Below are 21,600 nucleotides of genomic sequence, written 5' to 3'. Positions count from 1 at the left end.
GGCTTCTCCTCCCGTTTCTGTTCAATTTCGTCCCGGAATCCGGGCCTCGTATCGCTTCTGCGATCAGTACAGCAGCCGGGTGATCCGGCCGTCCTTGATCAGCGTCAACGGCTGTGCAGCCAATCTTCCCGTGTCCATCCGGTGTTCAAACATGGCCAGTACCAGTCCTTCTTCCAGCAGCGCCGGATCGACCAGCGACAGCAGCGGGGTCGTCGGCTGGGGAAGCCGGTAAATATCGCCGAGTTCCAGCGCAGCACCCGTTTCGTCGACCAGCGCGAAAGTTCCGCTGTCCGTCTGGGCGATTCGGGATGCCTTCAGCAGCACCACCGGCGCACGGTCGGCCAGCGGGTCCTTGAGCTGGTTCTTGACGGACTTGACCGCCTCCGCGATCGACGCCGAAGCGGCGGAACGAACCGATTCGAAATCGCCGGAAGCGGTCTGCCGCGGCAGCATGCCTTCGAAGCGCACCCGGGCATTCAGGCCGCCCGGATACCGGTACAGCTCGGCAATCTGCGCCACGCTGAAGAAGCTGTCTTCTTCCTTCATGAACTTGACCGCTTTGAACGGCCGATACTGAACCGTGCGGTGAACCCGGCCTTCGCCTAGTTCCAGCCAGAATCCGGTATCGACGAACTCTTTGCGGGCTTCGTCGCGATAGCTGTAGAACGCCAGCTGCAGCAGCTCGACGTTCTCGCTTACCCGCCCCGCTTCCTTCAGTTCGGACAGCTGCCAGGCATGGCCGAGCCATTCCTCGATTGTCGATTCCGTATCGGGCGAGAGTTCGGGGTCTTCCTGCTTGGCCTGCAGGTAGGTGCGACCCTTCTTGATAAAAGCGTTCAGCAGCGTCAGCTGCTCGGCCGCATATGTATAACCGCTCTCGCGATCTTCCTGCTCAAGCAGCAGGGCCAACCGGCGAAGCTCGTTCTCCGCTCCGGTCAGATAGCTGCTGCCGAGCCTTTTCGCGTGATCGTTCAGATCCTTGGCCGTCCGCGCGTTGGCGGTACCCAGTCCTCCCCGCACCAGCGACACGGTGAGCTTCTCGAGTTCGTCCAGCGCTTCGAGCTGCTGGGCGATCTTCTTCTTGAGCGCCGCTTTGTTGACCTTCTTCGGCTTGGCCGGCGGAAGTTCGCCGCTCTCGCGCTTGGCTTTGTTCTCCTCGCGTTTCTCCGCCTTCTCGCGCTTGGACGAAATCTCTTCCGGCACGGTCGACTGTTCGAACTTCAGACCGTCTGCATACGCATACATAAGACCCAGTGCATGCTTGCACGGGAACTGCCGGCTTGGGCAGCTGCAGCGGGATACCGGATTGTCCGGAGTCAGGAAATCGACGGAACACACGTAATTGGACTTGCCGCTGCCGGCACATTCGCCGAACAGCAGGTCCCCTTCCTCGGACACGTTAAGCTTGACGAACTTGTTCTTCTGGACGAGCCCCCGACCGTTCTTGGCCGCGGCCGCGTTCGGAGCGAGCGAATCGATATGGGATGCAGTCAGTTGCAGCAAATCAAGCGCCTCCTCGCTAATCTGTGATTGGTTAGCATTATACGTGATTCCCGCGCAAATCTCACTCGGGCATGCGGCACCGGACTTTGGACCCTGGCCTTTCGCCCCAACAGGATTTTTGTGCCAATCCGAACATTTGTTCTGTTTTTTTAAGAATATAACACGGTTCCCCTGCGATTACAAACGCAGTGCGGCAGCCGGCTTCCGCACTTCGCTTTTTTCTGCGGCAAAAAGCCGGACGAAAGCGGCGTTAACCGCTGTTCGTCCGGCTTGTTCGAGACTGCCGCCTTGCCTGTTTATCGTCTGCCTCCGCCCATTCCGCCGGTGCTCTCCGTCGTGATCCCGGTTTCGTTCAGCCAGGTCGCCATGCTGCCGGAAAGGGTCACCGTCACGACCTCGCTGCCTCCGGCCGACACGGTGTACGTTCCGCCGTCTTTCAGATCCGGCGAACTGAACACCACCACGCCGAACTCTTTGGCAGGCGTCATCGTCGCGACCGTAACGCCTGCGCTGTCCGTCAGGTCGACCCGCGTACCGGCCGCCTGCGTCTCGGAGAACGTCATCGCGATCGAGAGCTGCGCCGACTCTTCGCTCGGAGCCTGCGCCATCCCCGCGCTTCCGGCCGCATTGAGCGTGCCGCCGCCGATCTCGAAAGTGCCGTCGTAATCGAGCGTTCCGTTGCCGCTGCCTGTCGGGCCGTTGACGGTGACCGTGCCGCCGGTCATGACGATCGAACCGTTGGCATCCAGGCCGTCGCCTCCCGCATCGACCGTGAGCGTACCGCCGTTGATCGTCAGCAGGGCACTGCCCGCGCCCATGCCTCCACCGCCGCCGAATCCGCCGCGTGCCGCCGTGTCGGCCGCCGCTGCCGATGCGGCGGCTGCTGCAACCGAAGCTTCGGTATCCGCGGAAGCCGAAGCGGTGACGGCCGTTGCCGAAGCAGCGTCGTCCGCTGCGCGGCCTGCCGCGGCTGTTTCTGCCGGTGTTTCCGAGGAAACCGCGGTGCCGGCTGCCGCCGAAGCTTCGGAAGCATTCACGCCGTCGTCGCTCGACACCACCTGGATGTCGCCGCCGTCGATCGTAATATTCTGCGCTTCGAGTCCTTCGTAGCTGGTCTTGATATCAATCGTTCCGGCTGCGACGATCAGGTTGGTCTCGCCGTGCAGCGCATCGTCGCCCGTCGAGATTTGCAGGTCGCCGCCTGCGATTTCGGTATCGCCGTTGCTGTGCAGCGCGTCGTCCGCCGAGTCGATGACGAACGTTCCGCCGTTGACCGTCAGCGTGACGCCGGCTTTGATGCCTTTCATACTGTCCGACTCGGTCTCGGCCGCCGTATCTGTCGAGGACGCAGAATCGGATGCGCTGCCCGGCATGGCCGGAGGCGTTCCTCCTTCTTCCGGCTGTGCGCCGTCCGGCAGCGCCGGAGGACCGCCCGCCGCTTCATCCGCCTTGGTGCCCGAAGCCGCGCCGCTGCCGTCTACAGCCGGCCCCTGTCCCGTGCCGGGATCGCCGGTTCCGCCCGGACCGCGCATGCCGCCTTCCGGGCGCTGTCCGCCGCCGAAGCCGCTTCCCCCGCCGAATCCGCCGCCCATTTCTTCGGTATGTTCCGGTCCGTTCTCCGAACCGCCGCCGGCCGAAATCCGGAACTCTCCACCGTCCAAGGCGACATCCGTCTCTCCTTGAATACCGTCATTGCCCGCTGTGATCTCGAACGTGCCGCCCTGGATCGCTACAAAGCCTTTTTCCGCGTCTTCGTCGTTGGTCGACTTGATGCCGTCGCCGGCCGCATCGATTCCGATCGTGCCGCCTTCGATATACACGCGGTCTTTGCCGACCATTCCGTCGTCCGCCGCTTTGATGTCGATCGTGCCGCTTACGACATTAAGGGCGTCTTTGCTCGCAATGCCGTCTTTGTAATTGGCGGTTACGGTCAGGCTGCCGGTGCCGTTGATCGTCAGATCGGCTTTGCTGAAAATGGCCGCACTTGGCTCTTCGTCCGCGTTCAGCGTATAGGCCGCACCGTCCGTGACCGTATTGGCCGTGCCTTCGGCAAGGGTCAAGATGACTTTCTCGGCGGATTTGACGTAGATCGGAGCGCTGTCTTGATCCGTCAGATCGACTCCGCTTAGGATCAAGTGCACCGATTCGGCGTCCGCCGTATCGACAATGATCTGACCGTCGCTCAGCTTGCCGTTCAGGACGTAGGTGCCGGCCGCGGTGATCGTTACCGATCCGTTTGCCGCTTCGGCGCCCGCTCCGTCGATCGAAGCGTCCGTGCCGGCCAGCGTAATCGTCGTGGCATCGGCGGAAGCTTCCGTTAAATAGTTTTCATCGCCGAGCGTGACGAGGCCGGCTGCCGTCAATCCGCTCAGTTTGGCCGAGACCGCGGCCGCCTCCGCGGTCGTCGATACGCTCGTTTGTGTCCCCGAAGCTGCCTCCGCGGTATTCGCTGCCGCCGTCTGCGCCGTGTCGGCCGCCGAACTGCACGCCGACAAGGTCAGCATGGCACCGAGGAATATCACGAGGCCTGTCCGTTTTTTCGCCTGAAACTTTTTCGTTTTCTCGAGCTTGGTTGTTTTTTTCATCTATAATCGTTCCCTTCGGGTTGAGGTTGGGTGATCAGGGTGCAGATCCAAGCGTTCTTGGTTCTGCCCTTATCCTAAGCCCCGAAGCTTTAGCGAATCTTAAAAGACAGAACTTCGGATGAGGCGGCCGGACAAACATCAAAAAATCCGTCGCTAAGACCAAAGATCCGTCTATTGAATCCACTATTTGTAAGCGCTACCATCTAAGAGAACATAAAGCTACCGATCAGGGGGGATTAAGATGAATATTCGTATCTTTGCGAAACGTGCAGGTCTGCTGGCCGCCGTCTCCACACTCGCTTTCTCTACGGCTTGCAGCGGCGGCAGCGAAGCCGAGAAGGCTCCGACCGAAAAAGACGAAGCCGCCGGCAAGCAGGAACAGGTCGCGTTCAAGGATATCGGCAGCGATATCCGGGGCAGCGAAAAACCGACGCAGCAGCAGATCGACGAAGTGAACGGCACGCTCAACGATACATATCTCGGCGATATTTTCGATCAGCCGATCCCAAGCGACTATTCCGCTTATCCGGTTGAGGGCGACGTGACGTTGGACGTATGGATGGCGGCCCCCGCCGAAATCCCGGACATGAACAAGCAGCAGGTGCAGGATCAAGTGGAGAAGCTGACCGGCATCAAAGTCAACTTCATCACGCCGCCGGTCGGACAGGAAGCGGACGCGTTTACGCTGATGATCTCGTCGGGCGAGCTGCCGGACATCATCATCGACCCGGGCCGATATCCGGGCGGGCTCGAAGCGGGCCTGAACGACGGTGCTTTTATCGACCTGACGGATCTGATCGAGAAAAATGCGCCGAACTACAACGCCTGGCGCACCTCCGACGAAATGCGCCGCAAAACGACGGTGACCGACAGCGGCAGACTGCTCGGCTTTTACGGGATCGCGCCTTATTCCGAGTGGATGTGGTTCGGCCCGCTGATCAAGAAGGAAGCCCTGGAGAAGACGGGTCTGGAAGTCCCGACCACGATCGACGAATGGCACACGTTCCTGACCAAAGCCAAAGAAGTCGGCTACACGGAACCGCTCAATTACGGTTCGTCGTACGGCCAGATTTTCACAGGCATCATTAACGGCGCTTATGGAGTCTGGGACTGGACGTTCATGGACGCGGACGGCAAAGTAGGGTGGGGACCGGCGCAGCCGAAAGCCAAAGAGTATCTGGCAACGATGCAGCAGTGGAACAAGGAAGGGCTGCTCAACCGCGACTGGGCGACGGCCGACTTCAATCAGCGAATGGCGACCGCGATCTCCGACAAGACCGCGATCATGATGGACTCCCCGGATACGATGTGGAGCTATTGGAAGCAGCAGAACGATATCGACTTCGTCGGCGCGCCGAACCCGGTGCTGAACGAAGGCGACCAGCCGCAGGTCAGCTACAAAAACTTCATGCGGACCGGTTCGAGCGCCGCAATCACGACGCAGGCGGAGAACGTCGAAGCGGCGATGGCCTTCCTGGACTTCGGCTACAGCAAAAAAGGCTGGGAAGTGTTCAACTACGGCGAATACGGCACGGTGCATCTGATCGACGCGGACGGCAAACCGTACTTCCCCGCCGATAGCTATATTTACAAAGACCCGGACGGACAGCCGGTTGCGACGACGCTGCACAAGTACCGGGTGCACGACTGGCCGAATATCCGCGACGAGCATCATTCCAACCCGCTGATCGTGGCCGAAGGCAGCTACTCCGGCGATATCCGCAAGACCTGGACCGAAGAAATGGACGCGAGCGTCACCATGCCTCCGATCACATTCACCCAGGAAGAAGCGTCCCGCGAAGCCGAGCTCGGGAATCAGTTGGCTACGCTCCGGAGCGAATATTTCGCCAAGATCATCATGGGCGAACTTCCGGTGGACGCCTACGACAAGTTCCTGCAGGAAGCACAGAAGATGGGTCTCGAAGAATTCGTCGCCCTGCATCAGGCAGCGCTCGACCGCTACAACCAACGTTAGGCGGCGGATGCCCGAATGAATCTACAGGGAGGTGACTGACCGGTGCTTACGCTGCAAAAAAACAAAAAAACGGGCGGCTCGGCCGTTTCCGAACGCCCCCGCACGGCAGCGGTGATCAAAAAAGACGTGCGCAAAAATTGGTTCCCGTATCTGCTTGCCGTTCCCGTGCTGATCTGGTTTATCGTGTTCTGCTACGGGCCGATGTGGGGTCTGCTGATCGCCTTCAAGGACTATAAGCCGCTGCTCGGATTTTCCGAAAGTCCCTGGGTCGGCATGAAGCATTTTATCGACTTTTTCCAGGGTCCGTACTTCTGGCGGGTCGTCAAAAACACGCTGCTGCTGAACCTGTGGGGCATCGGCTTCGGCTTCACCGCCCCGATCATCCTGGCGCTGCTGCTGAACGAAGTCCGAAACAAAATGTTCAAACGCACCGTGCAGACGATTACCTACATGCCGCACTTTATTTCCCTCGTCGTCGTGGCCGGCATGATCCATATTTTCACGGCCGACCAAGGTATCATCACGCAGGCGCTTCAATGGATCACGGGCAAGGAATACTCTTCCCTGCTCGGCTACTCCTACCTGTTTCGGCCGCTGTACGTGTTCTCGGGCATCTGGCAGAGCATCGGTTGGGAAAGTATTATCTACCTTGCCGCGATGGGCTCGATCGATACGTCGCTGTACGAAGCGGCGGATATGGACGGGGCGAGCCGGCTGCGCAAAATGTGGCATGTCACCCTTCCGCAGATTACGCCGACGATCGTCATCTTGTTCATTTTCGCGGTCGGCGGTCTGATGGCTTCCGGTTACGAAAAAATCATCCTGCTCTATAATCCGCTCACTTACGACACGGCGGACGTGATCGGGTCCTACGTCTACCGGCGCGGCCTGCGCGAAGCCAGCTTGAGCTATTCGACAGCCGTCGGATTGTTCAGCGCCGTCATCAATTTCGGACTGCTCTGGATGACCAACAGCATCGCCAGACGCAAATCCGAAGTCAGTCTGTGGTAAAGCTCTGAACGAAAGGAGAGACACGCGCAAATGGTCCAATACAAATCGCTCGGCAACCGGCTGATCGACGCTTCGATCTATCTGCTGCTGGCCGTACTGACGCTGGTCTGCCTGTATCCGATTGTGCATATCCTGTTCGCCTCGATGAGCAATCCGGCGCGGCTCGTCGCCCACAAAGGACTGCTGCTGGCGCCGCTCGGCTTCACGCTGGACGGCTACAAGCTGATCTTCCGCGACAACGCCCTGCTCGTCGGCTACGCCAATACGCTGCTGTACGTCGGGCTTGGCACGGCGATCAACATGGTCATGACGATCATGGGCGCCTACGTGCTGTCCCGGCGGGATCTGTTCTTCAAAAAGTACATCATGATCCTGATTACGATCACGATGTTCTTCGGCGGCGGACTGATTCCGTGGTTTCTGCTCATGAAAGACATTGGCCTGTACAACAATGTCTGGGCGATGGTGCTGCCGGGCGCGATCAATACGTGGAACATGATCATCCTGCGCACCGGCTTCCAGTCGCTGCCTCAGGAACTGGAAGAAGCGGCGACGATCGACGGCGCAAGCTCGATGCGTATTCTGCTGAGTATCATCGTTCCGCTGTCCAAAGCGACGCTTGCCGTCATCTTCCTCTATTATCTCGTCGGCAACTGGAACTCCTGGTTCAACGCGATGGTGCTGCTGCAGGACCGGGACAAATTCCCGCTCCAGCTTCTATTGAAGGAGATCCTCGTCGCCAACGACACGAGCGCGGCCACCATGGGCAGCTCCGGCGGCGTGGTGATCGACAGCGCGGGCAGCGCCACCGCCCACCGCGAGCTGGTCAAATACTGTACGATCGTCGTCTCGACGCTGCCGATCCTGCTCGTGTATCCGTTCCTGCAGAAATATTTCGTGAAGGGCGTGTACGTGGGATCGATCAAAGGGTAGCTTCAACAGACAAATAATCGATTCAAAAAAACTGCCGCAGCAAAAAGCGCCTTTTCTCCCGACAGGGAAAAAAGGCGCTTTTTCGTGATACGGACGATACGGCTTGAAGCTTGGCTTAATCGTTGTAGCGCCCGAAAGCTTCTTTGTCGGTCGGCACGTTTTCCAGATAGACGATCCTGCCTTCTTCGTTCAAACGGGCAATATCGACTCCCGTCTTGGCGTAGACTTTGCCTTCGGCGGAACGTCCGCATACGGCCCAGTTCGTGCGGTAGCTTCCGTCCGGCTGGCGTTCCCACGCTTCCCACATATGCTTCACGTCGCTGTTATAGGCGTAGAACGCTCTCACGAAGTCTTCGAATCCGGTGCGGCTGCTGCCGTTCAGCACGATCTCCGCATCGGGAACGAACAGCGACAGCAGATCGTTCATCGCCGACTCGTCGGTGCGCGCCGCGTCGAACAGGCGAAAATAAGTATTCAATAAAGGTATGGTTTCCATAGATGATCCTCCTGGTAAAGCGGATAGGGTGGGACAGGTTGGCTTGGCCCGCCGCGATTAACAATTCGATATTTTTCGAACTGTAGAGAACTATATCACTTTTTCTCTGTTCTGCGCAATCTTTAGTTCGAATTTGATCGAAGTTTGTATAGAAACGGTAGATATGATACCCTACAACCATGAAAACTCCACATATTCCCGCAGCCGCCGACCTGAGCCTCACTGTCGTATGCGCCGCGCTCGGCGATCCGATCCGGATGAAGATCGTGCAGTGCCTGGCGAGTTCGGGCGAGAAAAACTGCTCGGGCTTCGAAGTCGACCATATCTCCAAGTCCACTTTGTCGCACCATATCAAGATCCTGCGCGAAGCCGGATTGATCCGGCCGCGTTTCCAGGGCAAGGAACATTTCTATTCCCTGCGAACGGAAGAGCTGAATCTGCGGTTCCCGGGTCTTGTCGATATGCTGCTTACCGAAAATGAAAGGGCAAAGACCGTGCTGTCCGTATGATTCCGAAAGGTTCGGCTTACCGTCTGACGGATGCAAGATCCGGCAGGCGGTTTTTGGTTTGCGGGGCGGGGCAATGCGCTTGAATTCTAACTTATCCACCTGTGGATAGGCGAAATTTCAGCGAAAAAACGGTTATCCACAGCCAAAAAGAAGCCGATCCGGCGTTTTTGCCGCGGATCGGCTCTGTGGATTATTTTTGGAGAGGACCGCTTGTTCCTCTGCGGCTGCTACTCCAGCATTTTGGTCAGAATCCAGTCGGTCTGTTCTTCATCCCCCATATAGAAAGAATGCGCTCCCGTGCGCACAAATCCTTTTTGTTCGTAAAAGGCCACGGCGTTGTCGTTCTTCTCCCATACGCCAAGCCAGATTTTCCTTTTCTTCTGCGCGGCGGCCAGTTCAAATGCTTTGTGAATCAGCACGCTGCCCAGCCCTTGTTTCTGAAAAGCCTGCCGAATATAGATACGCTCGATCTCGAACGAATCTCCGTCCATCGGTTCGGATTGGGCTTCGTCGGTGTTGACCTTCATGAATCCCGCCAGTTCCCCATCGGCATAGAGGAAAAAGAACGTCGAATTCACTGTCGCTAGCTCGCGCCGCAGCTGCGTTTCAGTAAAAGCTTTTGCCAAATACGCCTGCATATTCTCCGGCTTGTTCTGCTTGCCGAAGGTGTCGTTGAACGTCTCGATACTGACCTCGCGCAGTGCATGTACGTCCTGTTCGTCGCATATTCGGAACGTAATCATCATGGGTATCATCCTCTCATCGGCTTGGTTTCAATACTCGCGTCTGCCGCCTTTCTTCACGAACTCCCAATCGACTTCGACATTGCCGCGGATTTTGCGCAGCAGGTGCAGCACCGTGTCCGCTTCTTCCTGCGACAGTCCGGACAGGGCTACCCGGTTGGAATGGTCGTTCTCGCGCCGGATCACAGGAACGACTTCCAGCCCCTGCTGCGTCGGAAACAGCTTTTTGATCTTGCGGTTATGTTCGTCGCCTCTTTTCTCGACCAGTCCGTTCGTCTCCAGCTTCTGGATTGCGCGGGCGGCCGTGGTCCGGTCCACTTTGATCATATCTGCCAGCTTCTCCTGGATGATGCCGGGGTTCTCGCAGATCCGCACAAGGTAGAGATATTGTCCTTTGGTGAGATCCTGTTCCTTGAATTCGATATTGCTGATCGAGTCGAGCGCCCGGGCGATCATGCCGATCTCTCGCAGAATTTCCGTCATGGGTGGGCTCCTTTCTGTGGGTGGGGTGGGTGGGTGGGAGCGGGATCGTTTCGACCTGCGCTTCGTTGTCCTTGCCCCTTTTGATTTAATAAAAGAGTTAAAGGTGAGGGGAAAGGGCAAAGGCGCTTCGGTTCGAAACGACCCCGCTCCAGGGGGTGTGTAGATTGTCTAGATATGAAGAACAAAGGCAGAAAGATAAAAGATAAAAGATAAAAGGCAAAAGCAGCGGTGTAGGGATCGGCCTCACGATTTTGTATTCAATCATAAATAATTTTTGTTGCATTTGCAACATATTGAACGAAAAAATGAAAGCCCGTCCGGGAATTTGCTCCGGCGGGCCGGGGCTTGACTGCGACAGCCAAGACGATCGACTGCCAAAACAGCAAAAAGCGTCTCTTCCTCCGTTGTTCGGAGAGAAAGACGCCCGGTGGGAATGACATGCCCGCTTACCCGCTCAATATTCCGCCGTCACCGGAGGAGCCATGGTCAGCGACAGATCGAGATTGCCGTTGCGGGTACGGATCGAATCGAGAAAAGCTTTCTGGTTGACGCCCTGGTCCAGCGTAACGGAGTAGACGAGCTCGTACAGACTGCCGAGTTCGGTCGTGCGGATCTTTTTGAGATCGTGCTGTACGCCGAATTTGCGGAACACTTCTTCGAACGCTTCTTCGTAGCCGAGATTTTCCGGAATCGTGACTTTGAGCGTCTTCTGCTGCGATTTGCGGGCGCCGAATTTGAAGACGCTCAGCGCGAACATGACGACGCAGAGGATCAGGGTGAATAGCACCGCGTAGCCGAGAGAACCGACGCCGCAGGCCAGACCTGCCGCCATCGTGAACAGAACGTACGTGATGTCTTTCGGATCGCCAGCCGCGCTGCGAAAACGGATGATCGAGAACGCGCCGGCCAAGCTGAACGCACGGGCCACGTTGCTGCCGATCATCAAGATGATGACGGCGACGACGATCGGGAGAATCACCAGCGTCAGAGTAAATCCCTGCGTGTAGGTCGCTTTGTTTGTTTTCATATAAGTCAGACTGATAAGGATGCCCAGGATGACCGCGAGCGCGATCGTCATCAGCGTGTTGGTCAGGGTCAGGTCGGTGGTGCTGGTCGTGGTGCTGTTCAGAATAGAATCAAGCATAGCGTACAGTCTCCTTTTCGTCGGTGCGTTCCAGGATCGGCAGGTCGCTTACCGCATTTAATTGAATATTCGGGATCAGATCCGGCAGCATTCTCCGATTCTTCAACAGCTTCTTGTATTCATTGCCGTATTTCGAAAAGCTCGTCCGGTACAGTCCATGCTCGGACAGCATTTTGGACAGCCAGGCCGGCACCGTCTTCTCCGCTTTGACTTCCATCAGCCATTGGCCGGGCTCCATCAGCGGCTCGCCGTAATCGCCGTTTTCCAACTGCACCTCGTACCGGCGGCAGCGAATATTCGTGTCGAACGTGATCCGCAGATCGCGGCTGGTCTTGTCGAACAGCGCTTTGCGGTCGTAGGACAGATACACTTTTGGCTCCAGATCGTACAGGCGAAGGAAGTATTCGATCTCGTCCAGCACCTGCGGATTCATATAAGGCTGAAGTTCCGGCGGCTGTCCGGTGCGGACAAAGTCGTAGGCTTCGCTTAGCTTCAGCGCCGTGCGGCGTTTATTGACCAGACCGAACACTTTTTTCTTGATTTCGAGGTAGACTTTTGCGTCTTCGCTTGGCACGCCGTAAGCGCGGATGCGCAGCTTTTCTTTGTATTTCGGTTTGGCGAGACTTTGACGGATCAGCGAGTCGTGCGGGGTATCGAAGTACAGATTGCTGATGCAGTAGAATTCGTTTTTGTTATATTCGTCTTTTTCCATATATTCCAGCAGCGCCGAGTAAATCTTGAGGTAAGCGGCGTGATCCATCAGGTATTTGCTCTCGTATCGGTTGAAGACTTCGATCGCCATGATTCATCGTTCCTTTCGCCTGGGGGTTTGTCGGTGTTTCCTTGCCATACCCGTATCTTAGGCGTGCAACCTTTAGCGAATCTTAAACAAATCGAGAGTTTTGTAAAAAGGAAAGACAGATTCGGGAGAACTATACTCGCCCCGGCCCTTAAGGTTCACTAAAGCCTTTCCCGATATAATGAAGGCAATCCAACGCCAAACGGCGAACCTATTCAACCAAACTCAAACAGAGGGTGAAGATAAAGATGAGAATTCTGATCGTGGAAGACGAACGGCACCTGGCGGAAGCCCTGTCCCAAATTTTGAAAAAAAACAACTATTCGGTCGATGTCGTGCATGACGGCGAAGACGGACTGGATTACGCGCTCAGCGATATTTACGACCTGCTGCTGCTCGATATCATGCTGCCGGGCATGGACGGGATCAGTATCCTTAAAGCGGTGCGGAGCAAAGGCATGGCCGTACCGGTCATTCTGCTGACAGCCAAAGGCGAGATTCCCGACAAAATCGCGGGGCTGGACCACGGGGCGGACGACTACGTGGCGAAGCCTTTTTCCTCGGACGAACTGCTGGCCAGAATCCGGGCGGCTGTGCGGCGCAAAGGCGAAGTCATGCCGGAAGACGCACTGAAATACGGAGATCTGGAGCTGAATGCGACCAATCCGAAGCTGACCGTACGCGGCAAGGAAATCAAGCTTAATCCGAAAGAAAGCGAGCTGCTGGAACTGCTGATTCTGCGCAAGCAGGCGGTGACGTCCAAAGAGCAGATCATCGAGAAGCTGTGGGGATTCGATTCGGAAGCGGAGCATAACAATGTGGAAGTGTATATTTCTTTTTTGCGTAAAAAATTGAATTTTCTCGGCTCGGACACGCGCATCTCGACGATCCGCAGCGTAGGCTATGTGCTGGAGGAGGGCAAAGGCTGATGGGGAAAAGAACCGGCACGGCCGTCAAACCCGACCTGTCGAATCCGCTGTTCAGAAAACTGCGCGACCGCTTCCTCATCGTCAATCTGGTTACGATCGTCGTCATTATGCTGGTCGCCTTCGCGGCGATCTATACGATCACCTACCGGCAGGTGCAGGGCGAGATCGGCATGGATCTTATGCGCACGACCAATATGTATCGGGACGGCGGAGGCGGAGGCGAGCCGCAGGGCGACAACGTCCACGGAAATCTCCCCGGCGGAGCGGCCGACGATGCGGCGGGAGATCAGGGCGGCGGATTCGGCGGAGAGATGGGCGAACCGCCGCAGCGCTCCGTATCGTTCATGCTGCGCGCCGACTCGGCAGGTACCCTGACGGAGACGGAATCCCGCTTCAGCATGACCGACGAGTTCTACGCCGAAGCGCTCCGGCTGGCGGCGGCGGACGGCGGCGACCGCGGCGAATTCACGCTGGACGACAGCCGCTGGACGTTCAGCCGGGTGCAGACCGGCAGCGGCGCGATGTACGTCTTTATCGATACGACGGCGCGCCAGGCCATCCTCAAGACGCTGATCTATACGTTTACGGCCGTAGGATTGGCTATGCTCGTCGTGCTGTTCTTCTTCAGCCGCTTCTTCGCGAACCGCTCGATTGCGCCGGTGCGCGAAGCGTTCGAGAAGCAGAAGCAGTTTATCGGCGACGCTTCGCACGAACTCAAGACGCCGCTTGCGGTCATCAATACGAACGCCGACGTGCTGCTCGCGAACCGCGACGAGAGTATCCGCAGCCAGGAAAAATGGCTGCTCTACATCAAGTCGGAGACCGAACGCATGGCGAAGCTGACCGGCGATCTGCTGTATCTGACCGAGATGGACGATTCGCGGATGCGGATGGTCCACTCCCGCTTCGATCTGAGCGAAGCGGTCGAGAACGTGATGCTGACGATGGAAGCCGTCATTTTCGAAAAGGATCTGTCGCTCGATTACGAGATCGAGCCGGATCTGCACCTTGTCGGCAGCCGCGAGCAGATCGTGCAGGTGACGATGATCCTGCTCGACAACGCGATCAAATACGCGAACACTCGCGGCTCGGTCACACTGTCGCTCAAACGCGGGCAGGGCGAGATCGCACTCTCGGTCGGCAACACCGGCGAAGGCATTCCCGCCGAGCATCTGCCGCGAATCTTCGATCGCTTCTACCGCACCGATCAGTCGCGGACCCGCTCCCAGGGCGGGCACGGCCTGGGTCTTGCGATCGCGAAGTCGATCGTCGAGCAGCACAAAGGCCGCCTCTCGGCAGCCAGCGTACCGGGCGAAATCACGACGTTTACGGCGGAGTTCCCGGCGTAACGCGGCGCAGCAAGGAAAGGTGCCGCAGCCCTGCCGAACTAGCGACCTAACAAACAGCCCGGCTGCTTATCGGCAGCCGGGCTGTTTCTATACGGTGTACACGATCCGCTACTCGGCCTCCGCTTCAAAAACCAGTTCGAACCCTGCCGACTCGCCTGCAGCTTCCGCTTTATCCGCCTGGCCTTCGCTTTGCGATCCGCTCGCTTGAACGCCCGCCGGGGTCTCCGCGCCGCCTGCCGTCAGCTCCCAGCGCAGCAGCTCCCCGTCTTCGCCGGTGACCAGCAGCGCGCCGGACACCGGCGGCGTCTCGCCGAACCCAGCGGTCAGCGCTTCCGCGGCAAAAGCCAGCAGCGGACGCAGCACGTCCTGCTCCTGGAACCCGCCCAGGATCAATCCGCCCCAGACGCGGTTCGCCAGCTCTTCGAGCAGCCGGCGCTCCGACGGGCGGAACCCTTCGCCGTAACGCGTGGACGCGTGCAGGCGCCCGCTCTCCAGATCTTCCAGCAGATCGCCGGCCAGCGCCATCAGGTCGGCATCCAGCCCTTCCGAGCGCGCTTCCGTCCGCAGACGGCCGTTCAACCCGGTGATCCGGTCTACGTAATAGATGCGCGGAGCAAACGCCGGATCGGCTTTTTGCAGACTTGCGAACTTGACCGAATCGATCACGGCAAACTCTTTGTCGATGCAGCACTTTTTGTACTTTTTGCCCGAACCGCAGTAGCAGGGGTCATTTCTTCCGATTTTCAAAGTATTCTCTCCTTTTGTTGCGGCTGTTCAGCCCTTTTCTTCCGTTTGCGCTTCGGCGCGGATATACGCATATTCGTTCAGCCTGCCTTCGTACACCAATTCCAGCCGTTCATTCTGGCGGAAGTCGTCCGGCGTCACGAGCGCGGGAAGCTTGTTCCAGATCTTGATACCCGAACGATGCAGGATCTCGGCCACGAACTGCGAACAGAAATACGAGTTGCTGAACTCCACCGGCTCTTTGAACGCCACGCCGATGATGCCCAGCAGATTATAGAGATACTTTTCCCGGCTGCGGATAAACACGTTCAGCACCCGCCGCATTTTCTCCACTTCGCGCTCCGTCACCTGCAGTTCATAGATGACGCAGGTCGTGTTCGGGTAGCGGCTGAACGTGCCCGTACGGATATCTTCGCGGACGAAGCCGCCGTCGATCGGATTGTACGGGTTTTTGCGGCCGAAACTGTACAGTTCCGTCAGCTCGCGGTCGAACGCGATCGAGGCATGATTGTAAGGGGCACGCGTATACGTTCGAATCATCTTCGTAAACAGCGTACCCGTATTCGTCAGCAGAATATACACGGACCGTTGATCCGTCATCATCGCTCTCCCCTTCCGGGACAAGTTTCGTATTGCGCCTTTTTGAATGATTCCTTTATGATAGCATACGCAGGCTTACACGGACTGCTACTTTAACCCTAAGTTGGTGATCGCTTGTTCAGTTCCTATATTGTGCTTCTGCTTGTTCTTGGCGTGCTGATTGCCGCCAATCTCGTCTACGTGTTTGTCAGCCGCAGCCAGCCGGGCAAAGACTACTCTTCGATCGGCACCCGGATGAAAACCTGGTGGGGCATGTTCTTCATTTTCTGCCTCGCTACTTTGTTCACGCCCGCCGTATCGCTGGTCTCGCTGATGGTCCTCTGTTTCTTCGCGCTCAAAGAATACTTCTCGATGATCCGGGGCACCCGCAAAGCGGACCGGCGGCTGTTTCTATGGGCGTATCTCGCGATTCCGGTGCAGTTCTACTGGATCTATACCGGCTGGTACGGCATGTTTATCGTATTCATTCCTCTGTATGTGTTCTTGATCCTGCCGATCCCCCGTCTTCTGGGCAAAGGGATATTCGGCTTCCTGCGCAGCGTCAGCTCGACCCAGTGGGGACTGATGCTCATGGTGTTCGGTCTCAGCCACCTGGCGTATTTCCAGTTCGCGACGCCCCAATACGGAGGCGGGCTTGTCCTGTTCCTTGTCGTGCTGACGCAGCTGAACGATGTGATCCATACGGTGGTCTCGCTCTATTTTGGCAAAAAGAAAGTCGTGCCGACCTCCAATCCCTATCTCACCTGGGAAGGATTCGTTTGTTCGTTTCTCGTCACGACGGGCGCTTCGACGCTGCTGGCTCCGTATCTGACCCCGTTCAGTCCCACTGCGGCGGTATGGTTCGGCGCCCTGCTGGCACTCGCCGGATTCTTCGGCAGCCTGACCGTCTCCGTGCTGAAGCGCGATCTGCTGGTAGGAGACGAAGACAAAGCGGCTACGCTCAAGAAAAGTTATCTGAGCCAGATCGACAGTTTGACGTATACGGCGCCCGTGTTTTTCCATACGGTGCGATACTTCTTCGATTTCATGTAAAAAAGTTCCGAATTCCGCAAGCCGCATTCCGTTCGATCCAACGGGTGCGGCTTTTGCCCTTTTGTTGCAAAAATGCCTATTCGGCGTTCGTCACCATTTCGTCAATTTTCTGTTCCCCAGCTCTCCCTGCCCGTACAGGCAGCCGGCGGATGAGGATCCGCGATCTCTTTCTCCCTTTTTGCAAAAAGAAGCTTCGAAGTTTCCTGGCTGGGCAGCCGTTCGTTTGATGCTTCCAACCTGTCGCTTTTTTGCGACAGCGGTCAATCCCGCCTGTGAGCGCCCGGAAGCGGAACGTCAGGCCTCGGATCCGGCTGCCGGAAGCGCCAAACCTTGAGATCCCGAGTCGTTCCGGCAGCCGAAGTCGCAATATTGCGGCACTTTTTATCCGGATTCACCGACCGTTCCCTGCCCGTTGACGGGCACTTTTTCCCGCGTTACTCTACAAGTGAAAGTTTTCACATCATACACGACACATTAAGTGAACCGTTTCACATTTCAACCCATCGTATCTTTTCCATTCTGATAGAGGAGTGAATTCATATGTCGAAAGTTATTACAGCCGCCGAAGCGGCAGCGTTAATCCAGGATGGGGACACGGTCGCGGCAAGCGGCTTCGGCTTGTCCTGCTGGGCGGAAGAAATGGGCATCGCGATCGAAGAGCGCTTTATGCAGAGCGGCGCACCGCGCAATCTGACCGTCGTCCATGCCAGTGCCGTAGGGAATCGCCGCGAGAAAGGCATGAGCCGGCTCGGCCACGAAGGACTCATCAAACGCTGGATCGGCGGGATCGCGATCGCTTCGCCGGGTATGGCCAAACTGATCGAAGAAGACAAATGCGAAGCGTACAATCTGCCGCAGGGCGTCATTACGCAGCTGTTCCGCGAGATTGCGGCCAAGCGGCCGGGCGTCATTACGAAGGTCGGCTTGGAGACTTTCGTCGATCCGCGGCTCGAAGGCGGGCGGATGTCGCCTTCGTCCAAGGAAGATCTGGTGAAGGTGATCGAGCTGGAAGGCGAAGAATGGCTGTTCTACAAAACGTTCCCGATCCAGGTCGCCCTGATCCGCGGCACGGTCGCCGACGAGAACGGCAACCTGACGCTGGAGAAAGAAGGCCTTCATATGGAAGTGCTGCCGATCGCCCAGGCCGTACGCAATTCCGGCGGGATCGTGATCGCCCAGGTCGAGACGATTGCCAAGAACGGAACGCTGAATCCCAAACAGGTCAAAGTCCCGGGCATCCTGATCGACCATCTGGTCGTCTCGAAGCCGGAAAATCATTTCCAGACGGAAAACACGCTGTACAATCCGGCTTTCTCCGGCCAGGTCAAAGTGCCGCTTGAAGATATGGAGCGCATCCCGCTCGACGAGCGCAAGATCATCTCGCGCCGCTCGGCCGCCGAGCTTGTTCCGAACACGATCCTGAATCTCGGCGTCGGAATCCCGGTCAACGTGTCCACGGTCGCCGCCGAAGAAGGCGTCAGCGATCAGCTGATCCTGACGACGGAAGCCGGTTCGGTCGGAGGCGTACCTGCCGGCTTAAAAGACTTCGGCCATGCGTACAATTCCGAAGCGATCGTCGACCACGATGCGCAGTTCGACTTCTATGACGGCGGCGGTATCGACTTGTCCGTGCTGGGCCTGGCGCAGACCGACCAATTCGGCAACGTCAACGTCAGTAAGTTCGGCACGCGGGTCGCAGGCTGCGGCGGCTTCATCAATATCTCGCAGGCCGCCAAGAAGCTGGTATTCGCCGGTACCTTTACAGCGGGAGGCCTGGAAGTGCGGGTCGAAGACGGACAGCTGAAGATCGTGCAGGAAGGCAAAGCGAAGAAGTTCCTGAAGAACGTGCAGCAGGTGACGTTCAGCGGCTCTTACGCCGCCAAAGTCAAACAGCCGGTTATTTACGTCACGGAGCGCGCCGTGTTCGAACTGCGCGAAGGCATCATGACACTGACCGAGATTGCGCCGGGCATCGATCTCCAGCAGCATATTCTCGATCAGATGGAATTTGCTCCGGCTGTCGCGGACGATCTGAAGACGATGGATCCGGGCATGTTCCGCGAACACTGGGGACAGCTGAAATCCATCATTGCAGAACGCCAAGCTTCGAAGGTTCGTCCGGAGCCGATCTCGATCGGTTAGTCTATCCATTCCCCAAGCCAAAAGGAGAATATCAACCATGAACCCTACTCTTTCATCGACCGCCCAACCCCACTTGAACCGTTGGACGATCCTGATCGTTTCTATTCTGATCAATGTCTGCGTCGGCTCGATCTACGCGTTCAGCGTGTTCGCCATGCCGCTGAGCAAAGTGTTCGACGCCACCATGCCGCAGATCATGATGGCCTTCACCATCAACGGCGCCATCTCGCCGATCCCGATGATTCTCGGCGGCAAACTCGTCGATAAAGGAGGCGCCCGCACCGCGATCTTCCTCGGCGGCGCGATGTTCGGCATCGGCTTTATCTTGTCGGGCCTGGCCACCGCACCTTGGATGCTGTACCTGACCTACGGCGTCATTACGGGCATCGGCCAGGGTATCGTCTATTCGGCGACCATCGGCAATACGGTCAAGCTGTTCCCGGATAAAAGAGGGCTTGCGGCCGGTCTGGTTACCGCAGGCTACGGCGGCGGCACGATCGTGATCGCTCCGATCGCCAACGCTCTCATTACCGGTTCCGGCGTGCAGTCGGCCATGATGATGCTCGGCGCCGCTTTCCTGATCGTCATCCTCGGCTGCGGACTGCTGGTCAAAGCCGCGCCTGTCGGCTATGCGCCGCTGGGCTGGACGCCTCCGGTCACGGCCGGCCGTCCGGGCGGAACCAACTTCAACTGGCACGAAATCATTCGCAAACCTATTTTCTACGTCATCGCCTGCCTGTTCCTGATCGGCGCCTTGTCCGGCATGATGGTCACCGCCAACGCTTCCGTAATCGGGCAAACCATGTTCGGTCTGACCGCCGCCAGCGCCGCTCTGTTCGTCAGCTTGTACTCGCTCAGCAACTGCCTGGGCCGGATCGTCTGGGGCGCCGTATCCGACCGGATCGGACGCACCAAGTGCCTGATGGCTATCTATCTGGTCATTGCCGTGATGATGCTGACTATCGCGCTGTCGTCTTCGATCGTCGGTTTCGCGGTGGCGATCATCGGGATCGGCCTCTGCTTCGGCGGAACGATGGGCATCTTCCCTTCGATCGTCGGCGAGAAATTCGGCATGAAATACTACGGGGTCAACTACGGCGTTACCTTTATCGGGTACTCCGGCGCGGCTTTCTTCGGTCCCCGGATCGCCGGTTCGGTCGCCGCCGCGAACGGCGGAGTGTTCACCAACGCTTTCTATATCGCACTGGTCATCGCATTGGTCGGGTTCGCTCTGACCTTCGTATTCAAAGCCATGGAGAAAAAGACGGCCGAGACTTCGATTACGCCGACCCGCGCCGCATAACCTTGATCGCCGCCTCATAAGCTTTTCGCACCTATCCAATGTCCATACCAATCGGGGCGGCCGAGGCCCGGAAGTCTCCGGGTTCGAACGCCGCCTGCTTCATCGTTTCCCTACCCATTATCTTAACTTGGAGGAATTACTCATGACTATCACCGAACTGCTCGGCATCCAATATCCGATCTTCCAGGGCGCTATGGCCCAGATTGCCCGCGAACCGCTCGTCAGCGCCGTATCCAACGCCGGAGGCCTGGGCATTATCGGTTCCGGCGGGATGACCGCCGATACGCTGCGCGAAGAAATCCGCAAAGTCAAAGCCGCGACCGACAAACCCTTTGCCGTCAATCTGATGCTGATGATGCACAATATTCCCGAATTGATCGAAGTCATTGTCGAAGAAGGCGTGAAGATCGTCACTACGGGCGCCGGCACGCCGGCTCCGTATATGCCGATCTTCAAAGAACACGGCCTGACCGTGATCGCGGTTATTCCGTCCGTCAAGATTGCCAAGAAGATGGAGGCGCTCGGCGTCGACGCGCTCGTGGCGGAAGGGACCGAAGCCGGCGGCCACGTCGGCGAGACGACAACGATGGCACTGGTTCCGCAGGTCGTAAGCGCGGTATCCATTCCGGTCGTCGCCGCAGGCGGTGTAGCCGACGGACGCGGCATCGCGGCGGTATTCGCACTCGGCGCGCAGGGCGTACAGGTCGGTACCCGCTTCCTGACCACGGTGGAATGTCCAACCCACGACAACTTCAAGCAGGCCGTACTCGATGCCGACGATACCAGCACCACCGTGACCGGCCGCAGTATCGGCGGTCCCGTGCGCAGTATCAAGAACAGTATGATTGCCGAGTTCCTCAAGCTGGAGAACGAACATGCTTCCCGCGAAGAACTGGAGAAGATCAGCCTGGGTTCCCTGCGCCGCGCCGTATTCGAAGGCGATACCGAACGCGGTTCCGTCATGGCCGGACAAATTGCAGGGATGTGCAACGAAATGACGACCGTCGAAGAAATGATTACCGGCATGTTCGAGGAAGCGCAGCTGCTGCTCAACCGTCTCGGCAATCTGCAAATCGCGGCCAAATCGCCGGTTCGGGTCTAATCCGATCCGGAACCACGCACCTAGTACCTTGACCGGATTAAATCCAAGGTTTGCGTTCATCGGAAACACGCATGGTTCAAGCGGGTTTTCGAGGGGCGTAACCTAACCTCTTTATCGGTCAAGGTACTTGTACCTTGAACGGATTAAATCCAAGGTTTGCGTTCATCGGAAACACGCATGGTTCAAGCGGGTTTTCGAGGGGCGTAACCTAACCTCTT

The 21,600-nt window shown here is 57.6% G+C and carries 19 protein-coding genes; 10 read left to right on the top strand and 9 right to left on the bottom strand.

Annotated elements, in window-relative coordinates; translation table 11 throughout:
- Nucleotides 1-63: 63 nt before the first annotated feature.
- Both HRQ60_RS11840 and HRQ60_RS11835 read right to left on the bottom strand, forming a co-directional pair.
- Nucleotides 64-1,503: an SWIM zinc finger family protein gene (locus HRQ60_RS11840; RefSeq protein ID WP_172196025.1), complete on the bottom strand. Its 1,440-nt coding sequence runs from the start codon at nucleotides 1,501-1,503 to the stop codon at nucleotides 64-66.
- Between the two features lie 296 nt (nucleotides 1,504-1,799).
- Nucleotides 1,800-4,088 (bottom strand): carbohydrate-binding domain-containing protein, encoded by a 2,289-nt coding sequence (locus tag HRQ60_RS11835; RefSeq protein ID WP_172196024.1) that lies wholly within the window; start codon nucleotides 4,086-4,088, stop codon nucleotides 1,800-1,802.
- Nucleotides 4,089-4,329: 241 nt separating this feature from the next.
- On the opposite strand from HRQ60_RS11835, the gene HRQ60_RS11830 reads away from it, so the two are divergent.
- From HRQ60_RS11830 to HRQ60_RS11820, 3 genes are read left to right on the top strand one after another with little or no spacing between them, the layout of a single operon-like run.
- Entirely contained in the window at nucleotides 4,330-6,063 is a 1,734-nt protein-coding gene (locus tag HRQ60_RS11830; RefSeq protein ID WP_172196023.1) for an extracellular solute-binding protein, read from the top strand.
- A gap of 42 nt (nucleotides 6,064-6,105) precedes the next feature.
- Nucleotides 6,106-7,074 (top strand): ABC transporter permease, encoded by a 969-nt coding sequence (locus tag HRQ60_RS11825; protein WP_172196022.1) that lies wholly within the window; start codon nucleotides 6,106-6,108, stop codon nucleotides 7,072-7,074.
- Nucleotides 7,075-7,104: 30 nt separating this feature from the next.
- A complete protein-coding gene (locus HRQ60_RS11820; protein ID WP_172196021.1) occupies nucleotides 7,105-8,007 on the top strand; it encodes a carbohydrate ABC transporter permease in 903 nt (300 codons plus the stop codon).
- 115 nt (nucleotides 8,008-8,122) lie between these two features.
- Here the strand turns inward: HRQ60_RS11820 and HRQ60_RS11815 are convergent, their stop codons facing one another.
- The gene (locus tag HRQ60_RS11815; protein WP_172196020.1) at nucleotides 8,123-8,503 is read right to left on the bottom strand and encodes a nuclear transport factor 2 family protein; all 381 of its coding nucleotides are present in this window, start codon (nucleotides 8,501-8,503) and stop codon (nucleotides 8,123-8,125) included.
- Between the two features lie 179 nt (nucleotides 8,504-8,682).
- On the opposite strand from HRQ60_RS11815, the gene HRQ60_RS11810 reads away from it, so the two are divergent.
- Nucleotides 8,683-9,012 (top strand): ArsR/SmtB family transcription factor, encoded by a 330-nt coding sequence (locus HRQ60_RS11810; RefSeq protein WP_172196019.1) that lies wholly within the window; start codon nucleotides 8,683-8,685, stop codon nucleotides 9,010-9,012.
- 227 nt (nucleotides 9,013-9,239) lie between these two features.
- Here HRQ60_RS11810 and paiA read toward each other — a convergent pair whose 3' ends face one another.
- The 4 genes from paiA to HRQ60_RS11790 all read right to left on the bottom strand — a co-directional run bounded on the left by paiA (nucleotide 9,240) and on the right by HRQ60_RS11790 (nucleotide 12,184).
- A complete protein-coding gene (gene paiA / locus HRQ60_RS11805; RefSeq protein WP_172196018.1) occupies nucleotides 9,240-9,758 on the bottom strand; it encodes a spermidine/spermine N(1)-acetyltransferase in 519 nt (172 codons plus the stop codon).
- Between the two features lie 27 nt (nucleotides 9,759-9,785).
- Nucleotides 9,786-10,238 carry a MarR family winged helix-turn-helix transcriptional regulator gene (locus HRQ60_RS11800; protein WP_172196017.1) on the bottom strand — a complete coding sequence of 151 codons (453 nt, stop codon included), beginning with the start codon at nucleotides 10,236-10,238 and terminating at the stop codon, nucleotides 9,786-9,788.
- 454 nt (nucleotides 10,239-10,692) lie between these two features.
- A complete protein-coding gene (locus HRQ60_RS11795) occupies nucleotides 10,693-11,382 on the bottom strand; it encodes a DUF4956 domain-containing protein (RefSeq protein ID WP_172196016.1) in 690 nt (229 codons plus the stop codon).
- Entirely contained in the window at nucleotides 11,375-12,184 is an 810-nt protein-coding gene (locus HRQ60_RS11790; RefSeq protein ID WP_172196015.1) for a polyphosphate polymerase domain-containing protein, read from the bottom strand. The genes HRQ60_RS11795 and HRQ60_RS11790 overlap by 8 nt, the downstream gene beginning before the upstream one ends.
- 245 nt (nucleotides 12,185-12,429) lie before the next feature.
- Here HRQ60_RS11790 and HRQ60_RS11785 point away from each other — a divergent pair, with 245 nt between their 5' ends.
- Nucleotides 12,430-13,110: a response regulator transcription factor gene (locus HRQ60_RS11785; RefSeq protein WP_172196014.1), complete on the top strand. Its 681-nt coding sequence runs from the start codon at nucleotides 12,430-12,432 to the stop codon at nucleotides 13,108-13,110.
- Nucleotides 13,110-14,459 (top strand): sensor histidine kinase, encoded by a 1,350-nt coding sequence (locus HRQ60_RS11780; protein WP_343044674.1) that lies wholly within the window; start codon nucleotides 13,110-13,112, stop codon nucleotides 14,457-14,459. Before HRQ60_RS11785 ends, HRQ60_RS11780 begins: the two co-directional genes overlap by 1 nt.
- A gap of 108 nt (nucleotides 14,460-14,567) precedes the next feature.
- Here HRQ60_RS11780 and HRQ60_RS23670 read toward each other — a convergent pair whose 3' ends face one another.
- Nucleotides 14,568-15,206, bottom strand: a complete 639-nt coding sequence (locus tag HRQ60_RS23670; protein ID WP_246281282.1) for an SEC-C metal-binding domain-containing protein — start codon at nucleotides 15,204-15,206, stop codon at nucleotides 14,568-14,570.
- A 27-nt stretch (nucleotides 15,207-15,233) separates the two neighbouring features.
- Nucleotides 15,234-15,803 (bottom strand): hypothetical protein, encoded by a 570-nt coding sequence (locus tag HRQ60_RS11770; RefSeq protein WP_425501661.1) that lies wholly within the window; start codon nucleotides 15,801-15,803, stop codon nucleotides 15,234-15,236.
- Between the two features lie 114 nt (nucleotides 15,804-15,917).
- Here HRQ60_RS11770 and HRQ60_RS11765 point away from each other — a divergent pair, with 114 nt between their 5' ends.
- The 4 genes from HRQ60_RS11765 (at nucleotide 15,918) to HRQ60_RS11750 (ending at nucleotide 21,382) form a co-directional block, all read left to right on the top strand.
- Nucleotides 15,918-16,835, top strand: coding sequence for a phosphatidate cytidylyltransferase (locus HRQ60_RS11765; protein WP_172196012.1), 918 nt, complete (start codon nucleotides 15,918-15,920; stop codon nucleotides 16,833-16,835).
- A 540-nt stretch (nucleotides 16,836-17,375) separates the two neighbouring features.
- Entirely contained in the window at nucleotides 17,376-18,977 is a 1,602-nt protein-coding gene (locus HRQ60_RS11760) for an acyl CoA:acetate/3-ketoacid CoA transferase (RefSeq protein WP_172196011.1), read from the top strand.
- A gap of 37 nt (nucleotides 18,978-19,014) precedes the next feature.
- The gene (locus HRQ60_RS11755) at nucleotides 19,015-20,280 is read left to right on the top strand and encodes an L-lactate MFS transporter (RefSeq protein WP_172196010.1); all 1,266 of its coding nucleotides are present in this window, start codon (nucleotides 19,015-19,017) and stop codon (nucleotides 20,278-20,280) included.
- Nucleotides 20,281-20,422: 142 nt separating this feature from the next.
- Nucleotides 20,423-21,382: a nitronate monooxygenase gene (locus HRQ60_RS11750; RefSeq protein ID WP_172196009.1), complete on the top strand. Its 960-nt coding sequence runs from the start codon at nucleotides 20,423-20,425 to the stop codon at nucleotides 21,380-21,382.
- The last annotated feature ends 218 nt before the right edge of the window (nucleotides 21,383-21,600 follow it).

Origin of the sequence: Saccharibacillus qingshengii (assembly GCF_013185195.1) — a bacterium.
Classification (GTDB): domain Bacteria; phylum Bacillota; class Bacilli; order Paenibacillales; family Paenibacillaceae; genus Saccharibacillus; species Saccharibacillus qingshengii.
Note: the sequence above shows the minus strand (reverse complement) of the source record. Positions and strands in the feature narration are given on the sequence as shown.